The sequence below is a fragment of the Klebsiella sp. PCX genome, from assembly GCF_021869705.1.
Taxonomy (GTDB): Bacteria; Pseudomonadota; Gammaproteobacteria; order Enterobacterales; family Enterobacteriaceae; genus Klebsiella; species Klebsiella quasipneumoniae.
This window is the reverse complement of the sequence record NZ_CP091527.1, coordinates 4801660-4821323: the sequence shown is the minus strand read 5'-3', so window position 1 is coordinate 4821323 and position 19664 is coordinate 4801660. Positions and strand designations below refer to the sequence as shown.

Sequence of the window (19664 nt, the reverse complement as noted above, 5' to 3'; positions counted from 1 at the left end):
ATGGCTGGTTTAAAACTACAGGCAGTAAGCAAAAGCTGGGATGGCAAAACCCAGGTGATTCAACCGCTGACGCTGGACGTGGCGGACGGGGAATTTATCGTTATGGTCGGCCCGTCGGGCTGCGGGAAATCTACGCTGCTGCGGATGGTCGCCGGACTGGAGCGGGTGACCAGCGGCGATATCTGGATCGACCGCAAGCGGGTGACCGAGATGGAGCCGAAGGATCGCGGCATCGCCATGGTGTTCCAGAACTATGCCCTTTATCCGCATATGAGCGTGGAAGAGAACATGGCGTGGGGGCTGAAGATCCGCGGCATGGGTAAGGGATTGATCGCCGAGCGGGTGCAGGAGGCGGCGCGTATTCTTGAGCTGGACGGCCTGCTCAAGCGCCGCCCGCGCGAGCTCTCCGGCGGCCAGCGCCAGCGCGTGGCGATGGGCCGCGCCATCGTGCGCGACCCGGCGGTATTCCTCTTCGACGAACCGTTGTCAAACCTCGACGCCAAGCTGCGCGTGCAGATGCGTCTTGAGCTGCAGCAGCTGCATCGCCGCCTGAAAACCACCTCGCTGTACGTTACCCATGACCAGGTGGAGGCGATGACCCTCGCCCAGCGGGTGATGGTGATGAACAAAGGCGTTGCCGAGCAGATCGGCACCCCGGTCGAAGTATATGAGAAACCGGCCAGCCGCTTTGTGGCGAGCTTTATCGGCAGCCCGGCCATGAACCTGCTGGAAGGGCGCATCAGCGATGACGGCGGTCGCTTTGAGCTGGCGGGCGGCATGCAGCTGCCGACGAATCATGAGCATCGGCGCCACGCCGGGCGTAAAATGACGCTCGGTATCCGCCCGGAGCATTTTATCTTAAGCTCGCAGGCGCAAGGTGGCATTCCGCTGCTGATGGACACCCTGGAAATTTTAGGTGCCGATAACCTCGCCCACGGGCGCTGGGGCGAACAGAAGCTGGTGGTCAGACTGCCGCACCAGCAGCGTCCGGCGGCAGGCAGCACGCTATGGCTGCATCTGCCTTTGGAACATCTGCACCTCTTTGATGGTGAAACAGGACAACGCGCATGAGTAACTGGCCTTATCCCCGTATCGTCGCCCATCGCGGCGGCGGTAAACTGGCGCCGGAGAACACCCTGGCGGCTATCGATGTTGGCGCCCGCTACGGGCACACGATGATTGAATTTGACGCCAAGCTGTCAAAGGACGGGCAGATCTTTCTGCTGCATGACGATAATCTCGAACGCACCAGCAACGGCTGGGGCGTGGCGGGGGAGCTGCCATGGGACGATCTGCTTAAGGTCGATGCCGGCAGCTGGTTCAGCCGTGAATTTAAGGGCGAGCCGCTGCCGCTGCTCTCCCAGGTGGCGGAGCGCTGCCGCCGTCACGGCATGATGGCGAATATCGAAATTAAACCGACCACTGGCCTTGGGCCGCAGACCGGCAACGTGGTGGCCCTGGCGGCACGGGAGCTGTGGGCGGGAATGACCGCGCCGCTGCTATCGTCGTTTGAAATCGATGCCCTGGAGGCGGCGCAGGAAGCCGCTCCCGAGCTGCCGCGCGGGCTGCTGCTGGATGAGTGGCGCGATGACTGGCGGGAGTTGACCACCCGGCTGGGCTGCGTGTCCATTCACCTCAACCACAAGCTGCTGGACGCCGGGCGTGTGGCAAGCCTGAAACAGGCCGGCCTGCATATCCTGGTGTATACCGTTAACAAACCCCAGCGCGCCGCCGAGCTGCTGCGCTGGGGCGTAGACTGCATCTGCACCGATGCCATTGACGTCATCGGGCCGGATTTCAAGCCTTAATATCCACTGCGCGGCGGCTGGCCTTTACGGGTTGGTCTGCCGCAGCATCCCTCCATTATTGTTCGGCAGCACCTGCTGCGGCGGATTGATATTCCCGCCCTGTGCGGCACGCTGCTGATTGGTCTGCAGCTGGTTTTGCAGATGCTGCTGCTGGGAGCGAGTCTGATTGTTCAGATTCTGCTTCAGCATGCTCTGCTGCTGCTGTTGCTGCACCTTCATCTCATTTTGCATGCGCTGCTGGCTGGGGACCACGTAACCCGGCTGATTGGGGTTGTTATCAATATTGATTGGCTGGGCTAAAACGCCGAGCGGCATCAGCGCCGCCAGAAATAACATCGCTTTCATGGTTTTCTCCTCCCGTGCGTGGGATCACTTAAGTGTACCTCGAATCCGCCATAACAATGATTTTTTAGGAGTTATCAACCAGGCTTAAGCGGGGAATGAAACCTACCTATCAGGAGTAAGACAATGATAAAAACAACAATCTGGCGTCAGGTGGTCATCGCTGCGTTGCTGGCGGGCGGGAGTTTTACCGTTGCCGCCAGTCCGCCACCGCCGCCGCCGGTCTCTTATGGCGTAGAGGAGGATGTGTTCCACCCGGTTCGCGCCCGACAGGGGATGGTGGCCTCGGTGGATGCCCTGGCCACCCGCGTCGGTGTGGACATTCTGCGCCAGGGCGGCAACGCCGTCGATGCGGCGGTGGCGGTCGGCTACGCGCTGGCGGTCACCCATCCGCAGGCCGGGAATATCGGCGGCGGCGGTTTTATGCTGCTGCGTACGAAAGACGGCAAGACCACGGCCATCGATTTCCGCGAAATGGCGCCGGAGCAGGCTACGCGCGACATGTTCCTTGACGATCAGGGTAACCCGGACAGTAAAAAATCGCTCACCTCGCATCTCGCCTCCGGCACGCCAGGCAGCGTCGCCGGTTTCTCTCTTGCCCTGGAAAAATACGGCACCATGCCGCTGAACAAAGTGATCCGCCCGGCGATTAAGCTGGCGGAAGAGGGCTTTATCGTTAACGATGCGTTGGCGGACGATCTGAAGACCTACGGCAGCGAAGTGATCCCGCAGCACGAAAACAGCAAAGCGATCTTCTGGAAGAACGGCGAGCCGCTAAAGAAGGGCGACCGGCTGGTACAGAAGAACCTGGGGAAAAGCCTCGAGCTGATTGCCGAGCACGGTCCGGATGCCTTCTATAAAGGCGCCATCGCCGACCAGATCGCTGAGGAGATGAAAAAGCACGGCGGGCTTATCACCAAAGCCGACCTCGCTAACTATAAGGCGGTGGAGCGCACGCCGATTAGCGGCGAATATCGCGGGTATGAGGTTTATTCCATGCCGCCGCCGTCTTCCGGCGGGATCCACATCGTGCAGATCCTCAATATCCTCGAAAACTTCGATCTGCAGAAATATGGCTTCGGCAGCGCCGACGCCATGCAGGTGATGGCGGAGGCGGAGAAACACGCCTATGCCGACCGCTCTGAATATCTCGGCGATCCTGACTTCGTCAAAGTGCCGTGGCAGGCGCTGACCAGCAAAGCCTACGCCAAAGCGATCGCCGCTGAGATCGACGTCAATAAGGCGAAGCCTTCCAGCCAGATCCGCCCGGGCAAACTGGCGCCCTATGAAAGCAACCAGACCACCCATTTCTCGGTGGTGGATAAAGAGGGCAATGCGGTGGCGGTGACCTATACGCTGAATACCACCTTCGGTACCGGCATTGTGGCCGGCGACTCCGGCATTCTGCTGAATAACCAGATGGATGATTTCTCGGCGAAGCCCGGCGTGCCTAACGTCTATGGCCTGGTGGGCGGCGACGCCAATGCGGTGGAGCCGAAAAAACGCCCGCTGTCGTCGATGTCGCCGACCATTGTGGTGAAAGACGGCAAAACCTGGCTGGTGACGGGCAGTCCCGGGGGCAGCCGGATCATCACCACCGTACTGCAGATGGTGGTCAATACCATCGATTTCGGGATGAACGTCGCAGAAGCCACCAACGCCCCGCGTTTTCACCATCAATGGCTGCCGGATGAGCTGCGGGTAGAGAAAGGCTTTAGCCCGGATACCCTGAAGCTGCTGGAGGCGAAGGGGCAGAAAGTGGCGCTGAAAGAGGCGATGGGCAGTACCCAGAGCATTATGGTGGGGCCGGACGGGATGCTGTATGGTGCCTCCGATCCGCGTTCGCCGGATGATTTAACGGCGGGGTATTGATATGTTGCCCGGTGGCGCTGTTGCGCTTACCGGGCCAACCACGGCACGAAAGTAGGCCGGGTAAGGCGAAGCCGCCACCCGGCAATAAGCTACTTCATTCTCGCCATATAATACGCATCCACATACTCACCGTTGCGCAGCGCGTAACGCTTGCCGGTGCCTTCGATCTCAAATCCGTGTTTTTTGTACACCGCAATCGCAGGCTCGTTATCGGCGAATACCGTCAGCTCGATGCGGTCAACGCGCAGCCAGTTATCGCACAGGTCGATCATCTCGCGCATCAGGGCGCTGCCGATACCGCGGCCCTGATGGCCTGCTGAAACCGCCATACCAAAGGTCGCAACGTGGCTGCGACGAGGGCGCGGCTCGACATGGAGCGACAGATGCCCGGTAACCCGATCGTCCAGCGTCGCTACCAGGTGGAAGGTATGGGGTTTGGGCTGTAGCTTCTCCTGCCAGGCTTCCATGGCGGGGTAAGGGATCTGTAGCGTGTCATGATAGACCTCCGGGTGCGCCATCAGCATACGTAAAGGTTCAGCATCGCGCGGTTCGGCATGGCGTATCACTATGTCACTCATTCCCCTATCCTCTTTTTGGTGGTTGATTCCCCTTCACCATCTCTGACGGCAGCCGGGGAGTCAATGTTGTTTTTTGCAAAAAAAGATAGACAAGTGCGAATGAGAATGATTATTATTGTCCTGCATTCAGGAAGACCCCTGCGGAAAGCCTGAAAGCACGACATTGCTCACATTGCTTCCAGTATTACTTTAGCCAGCCGGGTGCTGGCTTTTTTTTTGCTGCAATCTCAGGCGCTTTGCGGCCTGGCGGACGTCACGCCGTCTTCCGCAACCAGGCCGATGAGATGACTTTTGCTTTCCGCCGCGGCCAGCACCTCGGCGCTGCCGGTGAACAGGCCCCCCTTTTTAATCGCCAGCGAGCGATAGGTGAGGGTGCCATCCAAATTGCCATGCTCCTCAATGGTGATACTGTCGCCGCGACACTGGCCCTGCACCTTGCCGTCAATAATCAGCTCCCGGCAGCTGATGTTGCCCTCCACCTGGCCTTCACGCATCACCTTAATCAGATGTTCTTTAGCCTCAATGTTGCCGGTAAGCTGGCCGTGAATGTAGACATGGCCGCTGGCGACAATATTGCCGACGAAATGCACCCCGCTGGCGATGACCGTGGTCTCTTGTTTTTTACTGGCGACCGTTGGGGATTCTGGGTTATTTGCCGGAGGCGTGACCACTTCTGAAGTCTGGGGTTCCGTTTTATTTTTCTTGATAAACATCGCGTTAATCTTGTTCCGTTGGCTATGGAGGAGGAAGGCGACCAGCGCGCAGGCGGCCGCCAGGCGCGCCGGCACGATCGCATTGACAGACCAGGCGATCAGCGCGAGAAGCCAGAAAAAAAGGGCGCCGTTTAAGGCGAGATACTGTTTGTCCATTAGCAGCGGCTGGCTACTCCGTTAGTCATCAGCAACGTCCTGGTTTGCCCTCCACTTATCCGCAGTTTCGCCATTGAGATCAAGAGGTTTAGCCGGAAAGTGGTGATTTAATCACTTATTAATCAAGTAGTTATTAATAATTACGTATAAGTAGTGCACTACCTATTTTTTTTACGAATCTTCACGGAAAACGGACTGAGAGGATGAAGTCATGTCCCGGCTTGCGCTATGGTTGAAGGTAGTTCATTCACTAAGGACAGCGTTATGACTCTGCACTGCGCATTTATTGGCTTCGGCAAAAGCACCACCCGCTACCATCTTCCTTACGTATTACACCGCCAGGACCGCTGGCAGGTGGCGCACATCTACCGCCGTCGGGCGAAGCCCGAAGAGCAGGCGCCGCAGTATTCCCACATCCATTTCACCAGCGATCTCGATGAAGTATTAAACGACCCGCAGGTCAGGCTGGTGGTGGTCTGCACCCATGCCGACAGCCATTTTGAATATGCGAAAAAGGCGCTGGAGGCGGGGAAAAATGTGCTGGTGGAAAAGCCGTTCACCCCGACGCTGGAGGAAGCCAAAACCCTGTTTGCGCTGGCGAACAGCAAAGGCCTGACGGTGACGCCCTACCAGAACCGCCGCTTCGACTCCTGCTTCCTGACCACCAAGAAGGTGATTGAGAGCGGCAAGCTTGGCGAACTGGTGGAGATCGAAAGCCATTTTGACAACTACCGCCCGCTGGCGGAGACCAACCCTGGCGGTCCGCAAAACGGCGAGTTCTATGGCCTTGGCGTACATACCCTGGACCAGATTATTTCGCTGTTCGGCCGCCCGGACCATGTTGCTTACGATCTGCGCTCGCTGCGCAACAAAGCTAACCCGGACGATACCTTTGAGGCCCAGCTGTTCTACGGCGATCTGAAGGCTATCGTTAAGACCAGCCATCTGGTGCAGATCGACTACCCGAAATTCATCGTCCACGGCCATAAAGGCTCGTTTGTGAAATATGGTATCGACCAGCAGGAAACCAGCCTGAAAGCCAATATCATGCCGGGCGAGCCGGGCTTTGGCGCGGATGACAGCGTCGGCGAGCTGGTGTATGTCAACGACGCGGGGGAGACAGTGCGCGAAGCGGTCCCGCTGGAGAGCGGCGACTATGGCCGGGTATACGACGCGCTGTACGATACCCTCGTCAACGGCCAGCCAAATTACGTCAAGGAATCTGACGTTCTTACCAATATGGAGATCCTGCAGCGCGGCTTTGAGCAGCCATCACCGGCCACTATTACCCTGGTGAAATAAGCCCAATCGGCTCCTCTGCGCTTGTTCATATTTTTTGAACAGAGGAGTCAATTTTCACCCTCTATGATCGTTGGCGAAATGGGTCCACACTGACTCCATCGAAAACATATGGGGGTGCAACATGATCTACTTACGCAAAGCGAACGAACGTGGCCATGCTAACCATGGCTGGCTGGATTCCTGGCATACTTTCTCTTTCGCAAACTATTACGACCCGAACTTTATGGGCTTCTCCGCCCTGCGGGTGATTAACGATGATGTCATCGACGCCGGTCAGGGCTTCGGTACCCACCCGCACAAAGACATGGAGATCCTGACCTATGTGCTGGAAGGGGCGGTGGAGCACCAGGACAGCATGGGCAACAAAGAGCAGGTGCCGGCGGGCGAGTTTCAGATCATGAGCGCGGGTACCGGGGTGCGTCACTCTGAGTACAATCCGAGCAAAACCGATCGTCTGCGTCTGTACCAGATCTGGATTATTCCGGAAGAAACCGGCATTACCCCGCGCTACGAGCAGCGCCGCTTCGACGCCGCCCAGGGCAAACAGCTGGTGCTGTCGCCGGATGCGCGAGATGGCTCGCTGAAGGTGTACCAGGATATGGAACTGTATCGCTGGGCGCTGCTGAAAGATGAGCAGTCGGTTCACCAGATTGCTGCGGAACGCCGCGTCTGGATCCAGGTCGTCAAAGGCGAAGTGACCATCAACGGTACCAAAGCTACCACCAGCGATGGTCTGGCCATCTGGGATGAGCAGGCGATTTCGGTTCATGCCGACAGCGATAGCGAAATCCTGCTGTTCGATCTGCCGCCGGTTTGATAGTTATCTGAGGTAGTCTATACCCAAAATAATGCGAGTTGCAGGAAGGCGGCGACGCAGCGAATCCCCAGGAGCTTACATAAGTAAGTGACTGGGGTGAGCGAGGAAAGCCAACGCGCATGCAACTTGAACTATGATGGGTATAAATAAATTGCGCAACCTTCCCTAACATGAGGGAAGGTTGCGCTTTGTCCGTGATAAACTGAGAAAATGTTTCCCCGTTGATCACAGTCAGGACGATGAAAAAGAAAAGACCCGTACTTCAGGATGTAGCCGATCTTGTCGGCGTGACCAAAATGACGGTCAGTCGCTATTTACGCAACCCGGAGCAGGTCTCCGAAGCGCTGCGTGGCAAGATTGCCGTTGCTCTCGATGAACTGGGTTATATTCCCAATCGCGCCCCTGACATTCTCTCCAACGCCACCAGCCGCGCGATTGGCGTGCTGCTGCCATCGTTAACCAACCAGGTGTTCTCGGAAGTGCTGCGCGGTATTGAAAGCGTCACCGACGCCTTCGGCTATCAAACCATGCTGGCGCACTACGGCTACAAGCCGGAAATGGAAGAGAAACGCCTCGAATCAATGCTCTCCTGGAACATTGACGGCCTGATCCTCACCGAACGCACCCATACGCCCCGCACCCTGAAGATGATTGAAGTCGCCGGCATTCCGGTGGTGGAGCTGATGGACAGCCGGTCGCCATGCCTCGATATTGCGGTCGGGTTTGATAACTTTGAAGCTGCCCGGCAGATGACCGCGGCGATCATCGCCCGCGGCCACCGCCACGTCGCCTATCTGGGGGCGCGTCTTGATGAACGTACTATCATCAAACAGAAGGGGTACGAGCAGGCGATGCTCGACGCCGGCATGACGCCCTACAGCGTGATGGTGGAGCAGTCCTCGTCCTATTCATCCGGGATTGAGCTGATGCGCCAGGCGCGTCGCGAATACCCGCAGCTTGACGGCATCTTTTGCACCAACGATGACCTCGCGGTCGGCGCGGCCTTTGAGTGCCAGCGCCTGGGGCTGAAGATCCCCGATGATATGGCAATTGCCGGTTTCCACGGCCACGATATCGGCCAGGTGATGGAGCCGCGGCTGGCCAGCGTCCTGACTCCGCGTGAGCGGATGGGGCGCATCGGCGCCGAACGTCTGCTGGCGCGCATTCGTGGCGAAGCGATTACCCCTAAGATGTTAGATTTAGGTTTCACATTGTCACCGGGCGGATCAATTTAAACTGACAAGTTTGAAGTAGATCACACATATTCACATCTGGCACGAATGGATATTGCTTCTCCACAGGTCCGGCATGACAATGTTACCGATAACAGTTACCCGTAACAATTAACCGATACGCCGCCTTCGCGCTCAATGAGTCTCAGCCACGGCGCGGCGTACCTGTCCGGTGGGAGGATGCTTTGAGCACGACTAATCATGATCACCACGTCTACGTTCTGATGGGCGTTTCCGGCAGCGGAAAATCCGCTGTCGCCAGCGAAGTGGCGCATCAGCTGCATGCCGCGTTTCTCGACGGCGACTTTCTGCATCCGCGCAGCAATATCACCAAGATGGCTTCCGGTGAGCCGCTCAACGATGACGACCGTACCCCGTGGCTGCAGGCGTTAAATGACGCCGCGTTTGCCATGCAGCGTACCAATAAGGTGTCGCTGATCGTCTGCTCGGCGCTGAAGAAGAGCTATCGCGACATTCTGCGCAAGGGCAACCCGAACCTCTCCTTCATCTACCTGAAAGGCGACTTCGAGGTGATCGAAAACCGTCTGAAGGCGCGTAAAGGGCACTTCTTCAAAACCCAAATGTTGGTGACGCAGTTTGAAACGCTGCAGGAACCAGGCGCCGACGAGAGCGATGTGCTTATCGTCGATATCGACCAGCCGCTGGAAGGCGTGGTGGCCAGCACCATTGAGGTGATCAACAAAGGCAGTCACTAGTGAGTACTTTAACGCTTGTTTTAACAGCTGTCGGCTCGGTATTGCTGCTGCTGTTTTTAGTCATGAAGGCGCGGATGCACGCCTTCGTGGCTTTGATGGTGGTTTCTATTGGTGCAGGTCTCTTCTCCGGCATGCCGCTGGATAAAATCGCGGCGACGATGGAGAAGGGGATGGGCGGTACGCTGGGCTTCCTGGCGATCGTCGTCGCGCTGGGCGCGATGTTCGGTAAGATCCTGCATGAAACGGGGGCGGTCGATCAGATTGCCGTCAAGATGCTCAAATCCTTCGGCCACAATCGCGCGCACTATGCGATTGGTCTCGCCGGCCTCATCTGCGCGCTGCCGCTGTTTTTCGAAGTGGCGATCGTACTACTGATCAGCGTCGCCTTCTCGATGGCGCGCCATACCGGCACTAACCTCGTGAAGCTGGTGATCCCGCTGTTTGCCGGGGTGGCCGCCGCCGCAGCGTTCCTGCTGCCGGGACCGGCGCCGATGCTGCTGGCGTCGCAAATGCACGCCGACTTTGGCTGGATGATCCTGATTGGCCTGTGCGCGGCAATTCCGGGGATGATTATCGCCGGGCCGCTGTGGGGCAACTTCATCAGCCGCTACGTTGAGCTGCATATTCCTGACGACGTGACCGAGCCGCATCTCGGCGAAGGCAAAATGCCCTCCTTCGGCTTCAGCCTGTCGCTGATCCTGCTACCGCTGGTGCTGGTAGGCCTGAAAACCATCGCCGCGCGCTTTGTGCCGGTGGGGTCTACCGCTTACGAATGGTTCGAATTTATCGGTCACCCGTTCACCGCGATCCTGGTGGCCTGCCTGGTGGCGATCTACGGCCTGGCGGTACGTCAGGGGATGGCGAAAGACCGGGTAATGGAGATCTGCGGCCATGCGCTGCAGCCGGCGGGAATTATCCTGCTGGTGATCGGGGCTGGCGGCGTCTTCAAGCAGGTGCTGGTTGACTCCGGCGTCGGCCCGGCGCTTGGTGAAGCGCTGACCGGCATGGGGCTGCCGATCGCCATTACCTGCTTCGTGCTGGCGGCGGCGGTGCGTATCATCCAGGGATCTGCCACCGTGGCGTGCCTGACGGCTGTCGGCCTGGTGATGCCGGTGATTGAGCAGCTGAACTACAGCGGCGCGCAGATGGCGGCATTATCTATCTGTATCGCCGGAGGCTCGATTGTGGTGAGCCACGTGAACGACGCCGGCTTCTGGTTGTTCGGTAAATTTACCGGCGCCACCGAAGCCCAGACGCTGAAAACCTGGACGATGATGGAAACCATCCTCGGCACCACCGGGGCGATTGTCGGCATGATTGCCTTCCAGCTTCTGAGCTAAGTCTGTTCGTCACCCGCTCGCGGGAGGCCAAAAGCCAGGGTAACGCCGTTTACCCTGGCTTCCCGGCAATAAGCCGCGCTTTTTCCCTCTTTTCTCTTCCGGCTCCTCGCCCTTATTAGCGCTACGACGATACTCGTATCCTTCGGCAAGCCTTGCTGCACCTGGGTTTGTTGCTTCTTTTTGGCAAGGGGAAAATCAGCCGATTTCGTGCTTAATCCATAATCAGGATCAATAGAATCGCAACGGAAAATGTTCCATTCCCTGGGTGATTTCCCCGATAATCATTGCGCTTTTGACGACTACCAGCGACGGTGGACAATGCGCAGGATAAGTTGCTTTTCTGATTGTTCAGCAATCATTGATTAATTTCACTTGCGACTTTAGCTGCATTTTGTAAGGTGAGGGATAATCCAGTTGGAAACTGGTCAGGCACAAACAGCACACACCTCGCAGGAATACGTTATGAAAAATGTTGGTTTTATCGGCTGGCGCGGAATGGTCGGCTCTGTTCTCATGCAACGCATGGTTGAAGAGCGCGATTTCGACGCCATTCGCCCGGTGTTCTTCTCTACCTCCCAGCTGGGACAGCCAGCGCCGTCATTCGGCGGTAGCACCGGTGGCACGCTTCAGGATGCGTTCGATCTGGACGCGCTGAAGGCACTGGACATTATTGTCACGTGCCAGGGCGGCGATTACACCAACGAGATTTACCCGAAGCTGCGCGAAAGCGGCTGGCAGGGTTACTGGATTGACGCCGCCTCTTCGCTGCGCATGAAGGACGATGCGATCATTATCCTCGACCCGGTTAACCAGGACGTGATCACCGCCGGCCTGAACAACGGCGTAAAAACCTTTGTCGGCGGCAACTGTACCGTCAGCCTGATGCTGATGTCCCTCGGCGGCCTGTTTGCCCAGGATCTGGTGGAGTGGGTCAGCGTGGCGACATACCAGGCGGCTTCCGGCGGCGGCGCGCGTCATATGCGCGAACTGCTGAGCCAGATGGGCCAGCTGCACAACCACGTCGCGACAGAGCTGGCGGACCCGGCTTCCGCCATTCTGGAAATCGAGCGCAAAGTGACGTCGCTGACCCGCAGCGGCGAGCTGCCGGTGGATAACTTCGGCGTTCCGCTGGCGGGCAGCCTGATCCCGTGGATCGACAAACAACTGGATAACGGCCAGAGCCGCGAAGAGTGGAAAGGCCAGGCGGAGACCAACAAGATCCTCGCCACCTCGTCCGTTATCCCTGTAGACGGCCTGTGCGTCCGCGTTGGCGCGCTGCGCTGCCACAGCCAGGCGTTCACCATCAAGCTGAAAAAAGATGTCTCTATCCCGACCGTTGAGGAGCTACTGGCCGCGCACAACCCGTGGGCCAAAGTGGTACCGAACGATCGCGACATTACCATGCGCGAGCTGACCCCAGCCGCGGTGACTGGCACCCTGACCACCCCGGTCGGACGCCTGCGTAAACTGAATATGGGACCGGAATACCTGTCGGCCTTTACCGTTGGCGACCAGCTGCTGTGGGGCGCCGCCGAGCCGCTGCGCCGGATGCTTCGCCAGTTGGCGTAAGCACAGGATGAACAGAAAGGGGGTCTTCGAGCCCCCTTTTTTTTTGCGTAATACAAGGAGTAAACGCGGATGTTAGATTTTTCCCCACAGAGGTAACTCAGCCTTGGCTATGCTTTAAGTAAGGAATTCCTTACCTGAAGGTGGGACGGAGCAGAAGGATGCAAAAAGCGCTGCGCCGTTCAGGTCAAAAAAGTCGCCAGTTACAGGAATGAGCGACACTTACAACAGGATGAAAGCATGTCTAATCATATCGATAGAGACGTGATTAATGCGCTAATCGCCGGTCATTTCGCGGACCCTTTTTCCGTGCTCGGCATGCACCGTACCGACGCCGGGCTGGAAGTGCGCGCATTATTACCCGATGCCACCGATGTGTGGGTTATTGAACCAAAAACCGGACGCAAAGTCGGCAAGCTCGAATGCCTCGACTCGCGTGGTTTTTTCAGCGGCGTTCTGCCGCGGCGTAAAAACGCCTTTCGCTATCAGCTGGCCGTCACCTGGCACGGACAGCAGAATCTGATTGATGACCCTTATCGCTTTGGTCCGCTGCTGCAGGATCTTGACGTCTGGCTGCTGTCGGAAGGGACCCACCTGCGCCCTTACGAAACGCTGGGCGCGCATGCCGCCACCATGGACGGCGTTACCGGCACCCGTTTCTCGGTGTGGGCGCCGAACGCCCGCCGCGTCTCGGTGGTGGGGCAGTTTAACTACTGGGACGGCCGACGCCACCCGATGCGATTCCGCAAAGAGTCCGGGATCTGGGAGCTGTTCGTTCCCGGCGCGCACAATGGCCAGCTGTATAAATTCGAACTGATTGACGCCCACGGCCACCTGCGGGTCAAAGCCGATCCTTATGCCTTTGAGTCGCAAATGCGTCCGGAAAGCGCCTCGCTTATCTGCGACCTGCCGCCCAAAGTGGAACAGCCGGCGGAACGCAGAGCGGCGAACCAGTTTGATGCCCCGATCTCTATCTATGAAGTGCATCTCGGCTCCTGGCGCCGCCATACCGACAATAATTTCTGGCTGAGCTACCGCGAGCTGGCCGACCAGCTGGTCCCTTACGCGAAATGGATGGGCTTCACCCATCTCGAGCTGCTGCCGGTTAACGAACACCCGTTCGACGGCAGCTGGGGCTATCAACCTACCGGCCTCTATGCACCGACCCGCCGTTTCGGCACTCGTGACGATTTCCGTTACTTTATCAACGCCGCGCACGCCGCCGGGCTGAACGTCATTCTTGACTGGGTGCCCGGCCACTTTCCGGCGGATGATTTTGCCCTTGCCTCGTTTGACGGCACTTCGCTGTATGAGCACAGCGATCCGCGCGAGGGATATCACCAGGACTGGAATACCCTGATCTACAACTACGGACGTCGGGAAGTCAGCAACTACCTGGTGGGTAACGCGCTGTACTGGATCGAACGCTTCGGCATCGATGCGCTGCGCGTCGACGCGGTGGCCTCGATGATCTATCGCGACTACAGCCGCAAGGCGGGGGAGTGGATCCCTAACGAATACGGCGGCCGGGAAAATCTGGAAGCCATTGAGTTTCTGCGCAACACCAACCGCATCCTTGGCGAACAGACGCCGGGCGCGGTCACCATGGCGGAAGAGTCCACCGATTTCGCCGGGGTAACCCGTCCGCCAGCCGGCGGCGGCCTCGGTTTCTGGTTCAAATGGAACCTCGGCTGGATGCATGACACCCTGGATTACATGAAGCTCGATCCGGTGCATCGCCGCTACCATCACGACAAAATGACCTTCGGCATGCTCTACAACTACACCGAGAACTTTGTGCTGCCGCTCTCCCACGATGAAGTGGTGCACGGCAAAAAATCGATTCTCGACCGCATGCCGGGGGATGCCTGGCAGAAGTTCGCTAACCTGCGCGCCTACTACGGCTGGCTGTTCGCCTTCCCGGGGAAAAAGCTGCTGTTTATGGGCAATGAGTTCGCTCAGGGCCGCGAGTGGAACCACGACGGCAGCCTCGACTGGCATCTGCTGGAGGGCGGCGACAACTGGCACCACGGCGTTCAGCGGCTGGTGCGCGACCTGAACCATACCTATCGCCACCATAAGGCGCTGCACGAGCTGGATTTCGACCCGTACGGCTTCGAATGGCTGGTGGTCGACGACCATGAGCGCTCGGTGTTTGTCTTTGTGCGCCGCGACCGGGCTGGGAACGAGATTATCGTCGCCAGCAACTTCACGCCGGTACCGCGCCACGACTACCGCTTCGGCATCAACCAGCCGGGCCGCTGGCGCGAGGCGTTGAATACCGACTCAATGCACTATCACGGCAGCAACCAGGGCAACGGCGGCGTGGTGGAAAGCGATGCTATCCCCAGCCACGGTCGCGAACATTCGCTGTCCCTGACCCTGCCGCCGCTGGCGACGATCTGGCTGGTCCGGGAGGCGCAATGACCACCCTCGCGGCAGGCAAACCTGCGCCGTTAGGCGCCAGCTATGACGGCAAAGGGGTGAACTTCGCCCTCTTCTCCGCCCACGCGGAGCGGGTGGAGCTGTGCGTGTTCGACGAGCAGGGCAACGAGCAACGCTTCGATCTCCCGGCGCGCAGCGGCGACATCTGGCACGGCTGGCTGGCTGGCGTCGGGCCGGGCCTGCGCTACGGCTACCGGGTGCATGGTCCCTGGGATCCGGCGCAGGGACACCGCTTTAACCCGGCCAAGCTGCTGATCGATCCCTGCGCGCACCGGGTGGAAGGCGAGCTGCCGGACGACGAACGCCTGCACGGCGGAATGTGGCAGCCGGATCATCGCGACAGCGCCGCGATAGCGCCAAAATCGCAGGTCGTGGATCTGCATTACGACTGGCTGGGCGATCAACCGCCGCGTACCCCGTGGGGGGAAACGGTGATTTATGAAGCGCACGTGAAAGGGCTCACCCTGCTTAATCCGCAGCTGCCGGAAGCCATTCGTGGAACTTATAAGGCGCTGGGCCACCCGGTAATGATCGCTTACTTCAAATCGCTGGGCATTAGCGCCCTTGAGCTGTTGCCGGTGGCGCAGTTCGCCAGCGAGCCGCGACTGCAGCGGATGGGGTTGAGCAACTACTGGGGCTACAACCCGCTGGCATGGTTCGCGCTGGATCCGCGCTATGCCAGCGACCCGACGCGCGCCCTGGATGAGTTTCGCGATGCGGTTAAGGCGCTGCACGCCGCCGGTATCGAAGTGATACTGGATATCGTGCTCAACCATAGCGCGGAAATCGATCTTGAAGGTCCCACCGTCTCCCTGCGCGGAATCGACAACCGTAGCTATTATTGGGTAAGGGAAGATGGCGATTATCACAACTGGACCGGGTGCGGGAATACGCTCAATCTCAGCCACCCGGGGGTAGTGGAACTGGCGCGCCAGTGTTTGCGCTTCTGGGTGGATGAGTGCCATGTCGACGGTTTTCGCTTCGATCTCGCCTCAGTGATGGGGCGGACACCGGAATTCCGCCAGGATGCGCCACTGTTCGAGGCTATCCGCCACGACAGCGTGCTGTCGCAGGTGAAACTGATCGCCGAACCCTGGGATATCGGCCCGGGGGGCTACCAGGTGGGCAATTTTCCCCCGCTGTTCGCCGAGTGGAACGACCATTTTCGCGATAGCGCCCGCCGCTTCTGGCTGCAGCAAAACGTCTCCCTGGGGGATTTCGCGCAACGCTTCGCGGCCTCCAGCGATCTCTTTGCCCGTGATGGCAAGCCGCCATCGGCGACGGTCAACCTGGTGACGGCTCACGATGGCTTCACGCTGCGCGACTGCGTTTGTTTCAATCAGAAACACAATGAGGCAAACGGGGAGGAGAATCGCGATGGGACTAACAATAACTACAGCAACAATCATGGTATAGAAGGATTAGAAGCTAATTTTGCGGTGATTGAACGGCGACGCGCCAGCGTGCATGCGCTGCTGACGACGCTGCTGCTGGCTCAGGGGACGCCGATGCTGCTGGCGGGCGATGAGCAAGGCCACAGCCAGCACGGCAACAATAATGCTTACTGCCAGGACAATGCCCTGACGTGGCTGGACTGGCGCCAGGCGAACCCGGGATTAACCGCCTTTACCGCGGCGCTGATCCACCTGCGCCGGCGCATTCCGGCGCTCACCCGCAACCGCTGGTGGCAGGAGGGGGATGGCAGCGTCCGTTGGCTTAATCGCAATGCCCAGCCGCTGACTGCCGGGGAGTGGCAGCAGGGGGCAGCGTGTATGCAAATCCAGTTGTCGGATCGCTGGCTGCTCACGCTGAACGCCACCGCAGAGGTGGTCGATATGGTTTTACCCGAGGGGGAATGGCGCGCCGTTCCTCCATTCGCCGGAGAGGATAATCCGGTCATCATGGCTGTCTGGCATGGGCCCGCGCACGGAGTGTGCGTATTTCAAAGGTCGTAAGCCCTGAAGCTTCCGGTAAACCCGTGGCGGCGGCGCGGCGGGATGAGCAGGAAAGCGGGGGTGTAAAAAGGAGTTAATCATGGTTAGGCTTGAAAAAAACGATCCGCTGATGCTGGCGCGTCAATTACCCATCAAATCCGTGGCGTTGATCCTCGCGGGCGGCCGTGGCACCCGGCTTAAGGATCTCACCATTAAGCGTGCGAAACCTGCCGTTCACTTCGGCGGCAAGTTCCGTATTATCGATTTCGCATTATCTAACTGCATTAACTCAGGGATCCGCCGCATCGGCGTTATTACCCAGTATCAGTCGCATACGCTGGTGCAGCACATCCAGCGCGGCTGGTCTTTCTTCAGCGAAGAGATGAACGAGTTTGTCGATCTGCTGCCGGCTCAACAGCGCGTACACGGCGAAAACTGGTATCGCGGCACGGCGGATGCGGTGACGCAGAACCTGGATATCATCAGCCGCTACAAGGCCGAGTACGTGGTGATCCTCGCGGGCGACCATATTTATAAGCAGGACTACTCGCGCATGCTGATCGACCATGTCGAAAAAGGGGCGCGTTGCACCGTGGCCTGCATGCCGGTGCCCATTGAAGAGGCATCCGCCTTCGGCGTCATGGCGGTCGACGAAAACGAAAAGATCATTGAGTTTGTCGAGAAACCCGCCAACCCGCCGGCGATGCCGACCGACCCGACCAAATCGCTGGCCAGCATGGGCATTTATGTCTTTGACGCCGCCTATCTTTATGAGCTGCTGGAAGAAGACGATCGCAACGAGAACTCCAGCCATGATTTCGGCAAAGACATCATTCCGAAGATCACTGAAGCTGGCATGGCTTATGCACATCCTTTCCCGCTCTCCTGCGTGCAGTCCGACCCGAACGCCGAGCCGTACTGGCGCGACGTGGGGACGCTGGAAGCCTACTGGAAGGCCAACCTCGATCTGGCGTCAGTCACGCCGGAGCTGGATATGTACGACCAGAACTGGCCGATCCGTACCCATATGGAATCGCTGCCGCCGGCGAAGTTCGTGCAGGACCGCTCCGGTAGCCACGGCATGACCCTGAACTCGCTGGTTTCCGGGGGGTGCATTATCTCCGGGTCGGTGGTGGTGCAGTCGGTGCTGTTCCCGCGCGTGCGGGTGAACTCATTCTGTAACATTGATTCGGCAGTCTTGTTGCCAGATGTCTGGGTGGGGCGCTCATGCCGCCTGCGTCGCTGCGTGATTGACCGCGCCTGCGTCATCCCGGAAGGTATGGTGATTGGTGAGAACGCGGAAGAGGATGCACGCCGCTTCTATCGCTCAGAGGAAGGTATCGTGCTGGTAACCCGCGACATGCTGCGGAAATTGGGGCACAAACAGGAGCGCTAATGCAGGTCTTACATGTATGTTCTGAGATGTTCCCGCTGTTAAAGACGGGCGGTCTGGCGGACGTCATCGGCGCGCTGCCGGCGGCGCAAATCGCGGAGGGTATCGATACGCGCGTGCTGTTGCCGGCGTTTCCTGATATCCGCCGCGGCGTGGTGGATGCCCAGGTGGTGACCCGCCGGGATACGTTCGCCGGGCGGATCACGCTGCTGTACGGCCACTTTAACGGCGTGGGGATCTATCTGATAGACGCCCCGCATCTCTATGACCGGCCGGGGAGCCCTTACCACGATACCAACCAGCACGCTTATACCGACAACGTTCTGCGCTTTGCGCTGCTGGGCTGGGTGGGAAGCGAAATGGCCAGCGGACTGGATCCATTCTGGCGACCGGATGTGGTCCATGCCCACGACTGGCACGCCGGCCTGACGCCGGCCTACCTGGCGGCGCGCGGCCGCCCGGCTAAATCGGTCTTTACCGTGCATAACCTGGCGTACCAGGGGATGTTTTACTCCTGGCATATGAATGATATCGAACTGCCGTGGTCGTTTTACAACATGCATGGCCTCGAGTTTAACGGCCAGATCTCGTTTCTGAAGGCCGGTCTTTACTACGCCGATCATATTACGGCGGTGAGCCCGACCTACGCGCGCGAGATCACCGAGCCGCAGTACGCCTACGGCATGGAGGGGCTGCTGCGTCAGCGCCATCATGAAGGACGGCTGTCGGGAATTCTCAACGGCGTTGACGACGGTATCTGGAGCCCGCAAAACGACCTCCTGCTGCCGATGCGCTACGATCGCGACACGCTGGAGGAGAAGGCGGAGAACAAGCGTCAGCTGCAGATCGCCATGGGCCTGAAGGTCGATGATAAAGCGCCGCTGTTTGCTGTCGTCAGCCGTCTCACCAGCCAGAAAGGGCTGGATCTGGTGCTCGAAGCGCTGCCGGGCCTGCTTGAGCAGGGCGGCCAGCTGGCGCTGCTGGGCGCTGGCGATCCGGTGCTGCAGGAAGGGTTCCTCGCCGCCGCCGCCGAACATCCAGGCAAAGTGGGCGTGCAGATTGGCTACCATGAGGCCTTCTCCCACCGCATTATGGGGGGCGCCGACGTCATTCTGGTCCCGAGCCGCTTTGAACCCTGCGGCCTGACCCAGCTGTACGGTCTGAAGTACGGTACGCTGCCGCTGGTGCGCCGCACCGGCGGTCTGGCGGACACGGTCTCAGACAGTTCGCTGGAGAACCTTGCCGATGGTCTGGCGACAGGTTTTGTCTTTGAGGACAGCAATGCGCTGTCATTGCTGCGCGCTATTCGTCGCGCCTTTGTCCTCTGGTCGCGCCCATCGCTCTGGCGCTATGTGCAGCGTCAGGCGATGAATATGGATTTTAGCTGGCAGGTTGCCGCGAACTCCTATCGCGAACTTTATCAACGCTTGATGTAACCACTGGAGTCATT

Annotated in this window: 16 protein-coding genes and 1 pseudogene; 13 read left to right on the top strand and 4 right to left on the bottom strand. The window is 58.9% G+C overall.

Annotated features, from left to right (window positions below):
* Nucleotides 1-1071, top strand: coding sequence for a sn-glycerol-3-phosphate import ATP-binding protein UgpC (locus GQR96_RS23150; RefSeq protein ID WP_004150074.1), 1071 nt, complete (start codon nt 1-3; stop codon nt 1069-1071).
* On the top strand, nt 1068-1808 hold the full coding sequence (gene ugpQ / locus GQR96_RS23145; RefSeq protein ID WP_065903827.1) for a glycerophosphodiester phosphodiesterase: 741 nt from the start codon (nt 1068-1070) through the stop codon (nt 1806-1808). Before GQR96_RS23150 ends, ugpQ begins: the two co-directional genes overlap by 4 nt.
* 24 nt (nt 1809-1832) lie before the next feature.
* On the opposite strand, the gene GQR96_RS23140 is transcribed toward ugpQ, so the two are convergent.
* A complete protein-coding gene (locus GQR96_RS23140; RefSeq protein WP_004202118.1) occupies nt 1833-2153 on the bottom strand; it encodes a DUF2756 family protein in 321 nt (106 codons plus the stop codon).
* 123 nt (nt 2154-2276) lie between these two features.
* Between GQR96_RS23140 and ggt the strand changes: the two genes are divergently transcribed.
* Entirely contained in the window at nt 2277-4022 is a 1746-nt protein-coding gene (gene ggt / locus GQR96_RS23135; RefSeq protein ID WP_017899976.1) for a gamma-glutamyltransferase, read from the top strand.
* 89 nt (nt 4023-4111) lie between these two features.
* On the opposite strand, the gene yhhY is transcribed toward ggt, so the two are convergent.
* Nucleotides 4112-4588 (bottom strand): N-acetyltransferase, encoded by a 477-nt coding sequence (gene yhhY, locus GQR96_RS23130; RefSeq protein ID WP_072140523.1) that lies wholly within the window; start codon nt 4586-4588, stop codon nt 4112-4114.
* A 239-nt stretch (nt 4589-4827) separates the two neighbouring features.
* Entirely contained in the window at nt 4828-5469 is a 642-nt protein-coding gene (locus GQR96_RS23125; protein WP_064183546.1) for a bactofilin family protein, read from the bottom strand.
* 264 nt (nt 5470-5733) lie between these two features.
* Here GQR96_RS23125 and GQR96_RS23120 point away from each other — a divergent pair, with 264 nt between their 5' ends.
* The 5 genes from GQR96_RS23120 (at nt 5734) to gntU (ending at nt 10876) form a co-directional block, all read left to right on the top strand.
* On the top strand, nt 5734-6771 hold the full coding sequence (locus GQR96_RS23120) for an oxidoreductase (RefSeq protein WP_049004487.1): 1038 nt from the start codon (nt 5734-5736) through the stop codon (nt 6769-6771).
* A 121-nt stretch (nt 6772-6892) separates the two neighbouring features.
* Nucleotides 6893-7588, top strand: a complete 696-nt coding sequence (locus GQR96_RS23115) for a pirin family protein (protein ID WP_002920779.1) — start codon at nt 6893-6895, stop codon at nt 7586-7588.
* Between the two features lie 239 nt (nt 7589-7827).
* On the top strand, nt 7828-8823 hold the full coding sequence (gene gntR / locus GQR96_RS23110; protein WP_002920777.1) for a gluconate operon transcriptional repressor GntR: 996 nt from the start codon (nt 7828-7830) through the stop codon (nt 8821-8823).
* Nucleotides 8824-9005: 182 nt separating this feature from the next.
* Entirely contained in the window at nt 9006-9536 is a 531-nt protein-coding gene (gene gntK / locus GQR96_RS23105; RefSeq protein WP_004202126.1) for a gluconokinase, read from the top strand.
* Nucleotides 9536-10876, top strand: coding sequence for a gluconate transporter (gene gntU / locus GQR96_RS23100; RefSeq protein WP_004202127.1), 1341 nt, complete (start codon nt 9536-9538; stop codon nt 10874-10876). The genes gntK and gntU overlap by 1 nt, the downstream gene beginning before the upstream one ends.
* Here the strand turns inward: gntU and GQR96_RS23095 are convergent.
* Nucleotides 10873-11235 (bottom strand): annotated as a pseudogene (locus GQR96_RS23095) (hypothetical protein). The gene gntU and the pseudogene GQR96_RS23095 sit on opposite strands and share 4 nt — an antisense overlap.
* 103 nt (nt 11236-11338) lie before the next feature.
* Between GQR96_RS23095 and asd the strand changes: the two are divergent.
* From asd to glgA, 5 genes are all read left to right on the top strand, one after another.
* Nucleotides 11339-12445 carry an aspartate-semialdehyde dehydrogenase gene (asd, locus tag GQR96_RS23090; RefSeq protein WP_017899971.1) on the top strand — a complete coding sequence of 369 codons (1107 nt, stop codon included), beginning with the start codon at nt 11339-11341 and terminating at the stop codon, nt 12443-12445.
* A gap of 237 nt (nt 12446-12682) precedes the next feature.
* Nucleotides 12683-14869: a 1,4-alpha-glucan branching enzyme gene (gene glgB / locus GQR96_RS23085; RefSeq protein ID WP_065903829.1), complete on the top strand. Its 2187-nt coding sequence runs from the start codon at nt 12683-12685 to the stop codon at nt 14867-14869.
* Nucleotides 14866-16842 (top strand): glycogen debranching protein GlgX, encoded by a 1977-nt coding sequence (gene glgX / locus GQR96_RS23080; protein WP_065903831.1) that lies wholly within the window; start codon nt 14866-14868, stop codon nt 16840-16842. Before glgB ends, glgX begins: the two co-directional genes overlap by 4 nt.
* A 79-nt stretch (nt 16843-16921) precedes the next feature.
* Nucleotides 16922-18217, top strand: a complete 1296-nt coding sequence (glgC, locus tag GQR96_RS23075; protein WP_002920566.1) for a glucose-1-phosphate adenylyltransferase — start codon at nt 16922-16924, stop codon at nt 18215-18217.
* Entirely contained in the window at nt 18217-19650 is a 1434-nt protein-coding gene (gene glgA / locus GQR96_RS23070) for a glycogen synthase GlgA (protein ID WP_004202133.1), read from the top strand. Before glgC ends, glgA begins: the two co-directional genes overlap by 1 nt.
* The last annotated feature ends 14 nt before the right edge of the window (nt 19651-19664 follow it).